A 4,906-nucleotide genomic window follows, 5' to 3' on the forward strand; every position below is an offset into this window, starting at 1 on the left:
CGGGCGGGAAATTTTTCCCGGGCGGCACGGTGTTGGACAAGCCGCAGGCGCGTCAGTGGCTTTTAGCGGGTTTCGGGGCGCAGCCCTGAACCAGTCACGTAGCGCTAGCGGAGTGTATACTGGCTTACTATGTTGGCATGAGTGCGGGTATCAGGAAAGTGCTTCATGTGGCAGGAGAAAAAAGGCGGCACCGGAGCGTCAGCAGAATATGTGATACAGGATATATTCCGCTTCCTCGCTCACTGACTCGCTACGCTCGGTCGTTCGACTGCGGCGAGCGGAAATGGCTTACGAACGGGGCGGAGATTTCCTGGAAGATGCCAGGAAGATACTTAACAGGGAAGCGATAGGGCCGCGGCGAAGCCGTTTTTCCATAGGCTCCGCCCCCCTGACAAGCATCACGAAATCTGACGCTCAAATCAGTGGTGGCGAAACCCGACAGGACTATAAAGATACCAGGCGTTTCCCCCTGGTGGCTCCCTCGTGCGCTCTCCTGTTCCTGCCTTTCGGTTTACCGGTGTCATTCCGCTGTTATGGCCGCGTTTATCTCATTCCACGCCTGACACTCAGTTCCGGGTAGGCAGTTCGCTCCAAGCTGGACTGTATGCACGAACCCCCCGTTCAGTCCGACTGCTGCGCCTGTTCCGGTAACTATCGACTTGAGTCCAACCCGGAAAGACACGACAAAGCGCCACTGGCAGCAGCCATGAGTAAAGGGGTGTACAAGATTTACTGAGTGAGAGTTCTTGAAGTATCAGCCTTAGAGAGGCTAAACTGGAATAACAGAATTTGGTTTCAGCGGTCTTGTACACCCTGTTACCACGGTTCAGAAGTTCCCCAACTTACTGAACCCTCGAAAAAACCGACTCCCCAGTCGGTTTTTTCGTTTGATGGCTAAGAGTACGCTGACGTTATACTGAACGTCAAGGAAAGCGTTGACGCTGTTCCCTCTACCAAAAAAAAGAGATTTGTAAGGAATAAAAATGGCTGTGACAGTTGGGTTTATTAGTGAGAAAGGTGGGGTTGGTAAAACAACGTCCTGTTATCACATTGCCGAAGGACTTAGTCGTTTTCATGAAAAACGTGTTTTAGTTATAGATGCAGATTATCAACGCGGAGGTATAACTGGAAGATTTTTCCCTAAACTGATCGAAAACTTTGGAAATCAAGCACCGCAAGGAACAACGTTATTTAACAAGTATCAGCAATTATATAGCGCGGCACAACAAACGACTGACATAGACATAATTAAATTTAATAGTGGTATCGATGTCATTCCAGCCGACCCTCGCTTATCAACCGTTTCAACTGATAAGCTACCTAGTACAAACAATATAAGATCGAACAATGCCATTCTTTTACAGCATTTAAAAACCATAAGCGCTGTATTATCACCTATTGCAGATAATTATGACTACATATTGATTGATTCACACCCCGAAGTTTCTGATGTCATGCGCTCTATAATCTACGCATCAGATTATTGTGTATCACCGGTAAAACTAGACAGGCAATCATCTATTGGTGTGGCCACGGTCATAGGTGAGATAAATAATGTAAATGAAGATATTGAAATGCTAAGAAAGGCACTGCAAGTCGGCGATTCATATAAGGACACAGTTTTCGCCGGAGCAATGGGAATGATGGCCAGAGAATATGCAGAAGAACTGAAGCAAACAGAGCAATATGAATACAACAGGCTTCGGCAAGCAGGTGACATCTTCAAGCACTACATAACGGAAGGTGATGGGCTAAGAGTAGCTGCAGCAGAGCGCGTTTCAGTGTATGATGTACAGATAAGTAACGCTTACAAACAAGCGTCACAGTTTAAGAACTTGACGATTGAGTTTATGAGGACTTGTCGATGATAGATATCCAAAAACTGATATCTTGGCTTGGCGTTGAGGGAGCTAAAGCTGGCTTGGATAAAAGTGAAATGACTAATGCCGAGCTAATTGAATCCTTTGGTAATTTACTTCCAAAGAACCCAAGCAAATTAAAACGCTCCGATCTCGTTGAGGAGATTATTTTAGCAACAAGGAGAATGACACATAAATCAGTTGAAGAACTGATGGAAATGTCAAAAGAAGATCTGTATTCATATTTCCACGATCAGAAATATAGCAGAAAAGAACTTCTTGATTTGTTATATACTCTTGAAATCAGACCTGGGAGCTCAGCAAAGAAAAATCTAACCGAGTTCACAATAAGTGAGATAAGTGATATTGGCATGTATCGTCGCGTAGCGAAAGGGAATCATGCATAAATAAAAGCCACCTGTGAGGTGGCTTTTTATAGGATAAAAAAATGCCATTTAATATAGGCGATATAGTTTACTTAAAGTCAGAATCAAAAGCGATGACGGTCATCGGATATGGATCGTCTCAAAATAACGGTTACATAGATCTAGCTAATTGTGCTTGGCTAGATAAAGACAACCGCTATTGCCAAATACTATTCTTGTTTCAAACGATCGAAAAAAGAATCAGTTAAAAACTGGCTTATCTTCATTGAGCATACCGGACGAACCTATTTACCATAACATCCGTTGCCCGCACCGCTCCGGACAGGTTCGTCACAAACGGGGCGGCAGTCAGGTAAAACCGGCAACAAACCACCCGATACACCGCCCCGTCCGTGACAGATAAATTTTACCCGGCTGCATGGTCATGCAGCCAGATGCATACGGTCTGATTTCAGGCCAGAATCCGGATGAACGCCTTAAAAACAGGAAAATGCTTCTCCAGCCAGTCCCAGATCTCCAGCGCCATGTACAGGCAGTTCAGCACCGTCTCAATCACGTTAAACAGTCTCATAATCCCTCCGTTGTATACGCCGTGATGTTTTCATCACGACCGTATTTAGCGGGAAATTTATGAGCCCTTCTTCGTGGGGTTTGTCACTGGTGAAGCCTGTCAGCCCAGCGTCGGACCGTTATAGCTCCGCTGACGGGAACGGGCTTCCGCCAGCTCTTTTTCGTGCTGTCGCTGCTCGTATGCCCGTTCGGCGGCCACCGCCATTTCATGCCGCTGCACTACTGGCTCAAACGCTGTAATTGCCTGCTCAAGTTCGCCACCTGCTGACTCAAGCGCGTCACGCGCTCGTTCAGCGCCGCGTTCTCCCGTTGCATAAGACCAGACATCTTCTGCCATTCCGCGAAGGCGCTCTCCCACTCGTCCAGCCTTTGCGAGTAGTCCTGATGTAGCTGCTCTAATGCGGTCAGCAACTGTTTTTCCAGTTCCGTCATGAGCTATTTCCTCTCCAGTACCATCCAGTTCCCTTCCTCCCCGTAAGCTCCCGCTTTCGGGTTCACTTTGACGCAGGACAGTTTCTTCTCCCCGCAGAGCGACAGCTGCACGCCGTGGTTCTTCTCCGACAGCATGGCCTGCGTCCGCTCCTGCGCCCGGATAGTCTGGTAATTTCCGGTGATCTGCTGCCCCTGCCACCACAGAATGCTCCCGCTCGTGGCGATCAGCAGTACCGAGACCAGAGTGATGGTCAGCCACGTCCGGCCGACCATACGCAGCACGCTCAGGCGGTTCGACTGCATCGCCGCGGTCATACCCTGCTCGTGGGCGCTGATGGCGTCGCTGATTCTCTTCGCGCTTGCGCTCAGTTCCGCTTTTACAGACTTCTCGTGCTCGCTGAATGCGGCTTTCAGCATCTCGCCGGTACTCTGCTGCTGCGCTTTCGATTGCTGCTCCAAGTCCTTCGCCAGCGCTAAAAGACTGCTCATAAATGGCTCCCTTCAGTCGGATGTTTCGCCCCCCGTCCGGGTCGGCAATGCTGATACTGTTTTTTGTGGTGCGGACCACCTCAAAACCTGCCGCTGTGAGCGCCCCTGTGACGTCCTCGCGCGTTTTGAGCTCCCCGGATGAGGCTAAGGCCAGCAACCCTCGTGTAATCGCCTGAGCGGCTTCCAGCTTCGTTTTCGGCAGTGCGGACGGCGTGACCAGTAGCCGCCGGTTCTCCGGGGCGTTTGGATCATGCAGCCCCAGTCTGCCGTTCACCACGGTCTGCCAGGCATCGATGCGCGGCCGATCGGCTCGATCGTAATACGGCTGCAGGCGTTTCCCGGTCAGCAGTTCAGTGTTGGGGATCAGGAAATTCAGTTCCAGCCGCCCCTTGTCGGTGTGCTCCACCCACAGAATGCTGTACTGGTCTTTATCGAGCCCGGGCATCAGAACCCGCTCAAAGCTGGCCATGATCTGCTCCCGCTGCCCGGGCGGCAGTTCAGCCTCCGCGAACGACAGTACGCCGGAGGTGTACTTTTTCGCATACGGCGAGGCATCGATAAGCTCCCGGACTTCCTCCGGTTTTCCCTGCAGCACGGTCGCCCCCTCGCGCTGCCGGTCTTTTCCCAGCAGGTAATCCACCGGACCGGCACCACCACCGCGTCCCCGGGGATGAAATTTAACGATCATCACCCCCCCCTTTTTCCAGCACCGCATGCCGCAGCCGCTCCAGTCCCGCGTCGATTGCCATCAGGGCGGCCACAATCTGCACCCGGTCATGACCGGCACCACCGGCATTCACTTTCCGGGCGATCTGGTTCAGGTTGTTACCCATACCTGCAAGCTGGCGCAGCAGCGCCGGGGATATCGATGGCAGTCTGCCGGCACGCGCCGGCTTCTCATCGAGGCAGGTCTGACGCATCCACGCCGCCAGCTGCCTGCCGTCGCACCGCTCGAGCAGCCGCCGGTGTTCGTCTTCCGTCACCCACATCGTGAGCATCTTGTTGCGTTTGTCTGCCAGAGTAACCTCCTGATAACACCGGGACGGGCGGGAAATTTTTCCCGGGCGGCACGGTGTTGGACAAGCCGCAGGCGCGTCAGTGGCTTTTAGCGGGTTTCGGGGCGCAGCCCTGAACCAGTCACGTAGCGCTAGCGGAGTGTATACTGGCTTA

General features: G+C 51.7%; 6 protein-coding genes and 1 pseudogene. 3 read left to right on the forward strand and 4 right to left on the reverse strand.

Annotated features, from left to right (window positions below; translation table 11 throughout):
• Window positions 1-983 precede the first annotated feature (983 nt).
• The 3 genes from KGB14_RS23180 to KGB14_RS28785 are packed head-to-tail and all read left to right on the forward strand — an operon-like array spanning window position 984 to window position 2,493.
• On the forward strand, window positions 984-1,868 hold the full coding sequence (locus KGB14_RS23180; protein WP_001505259.1) for a ParA family protein: 885 nt from the start codon (window positions 984-986) through the stop codon (window positions 1,866-1,868).
• Window positions 1,865-2,266 (forward strand): hypothetical protein, encoded by a 402-nt coding sequence (locus tag KGB14_RS23185; protein WP_001505260.1) that lies wholly within the window; start codon window positions 1,865-1,867, stop codon window positions 2,264-2,266. The genes KGB14_RS23180 and KGB14_RS23185 overlap by 4 nt, the downstream gene beginning before the upstream one ends.
• A gap of 41 nt (window positions 2,267-2,307) precedes the next feature.
• On the forward strand, window positions 2,308-2,493 hold the full coding sequence (locus KGB14_RS28785) for a DUF2158 domain-containing protein (protein ID WP_071597763.1): 186 nt from the start codon (window positions 2,308-2,310) through the stop codon (window positions 2,491-2,493).
• Between the two features lie 541 nt (window positions 2,494-3,034).
• On the opposite strand, the gene KGB14_RS23195 is transcribed toward KGB14_RS28785, so the two are convergent.
• The 4 genes and pseudogenes from KGB14_RS23195 to KGB14_RS23210 form a co-directional block, all read right to left on the reverse strand.
• Window positions 3,035-3,247, reverse strand: coding sequence for an MbeD family mobilization/exclusion protein (locus KGB14_RS23195; RefSeq protein ID WP_000137423.1), 213 nt, complete (start codon window positions 3,245-3,247; stop codon window positions 3,035-3,037).
• Between the two features lie 3 nt (window positions 3,248-3,250).
• On the reverse strand, window positions 3,251-3,736 hold the full coding sequence (locus KGB14_RS23200; RefSeq protein WP_000096578.1) for an MbeB family mobilization protein: 486 nt from the start codon (window positions 3,734-3,736) through the stop codon (window positions 3,251-3,253).
• A 322-nt stretch (window positions 3,737-4,058) separates the two neighbouring features.
• Window positions 4,059-4,451: pseudogene (locus KGB14_RS28790) on the reverse strand (relaxase/mobilization nuclease domain-containing protein); the annotation flags it as partial.
• A complete protein-coding gene (locus KGB14_RS23210; RefSeq protein WP_023157587.1) occupies window positions 4,414-4,734 on the reverse strand; it encodes a MobC family plasmid mobilization relaxosome protein in 321 nt (106 codons plus the stop codon). The pseudogene KGB14_RS28790 and the gene KGB14_RS23210, both read right to left, overlap by 38 nt.
• Window positions 4,735-4,906 lie beyond the last annotated feature (172 nt).

This window comes from Pseudomonas sp. A-RE-19, assembly GCF_019956555.1.
GTDB lineage: Bacteria > Pseudomonadota > Gammaproteobacteria > Pseudomonadales > Pseudomonadaceae > Aquipseudomonas.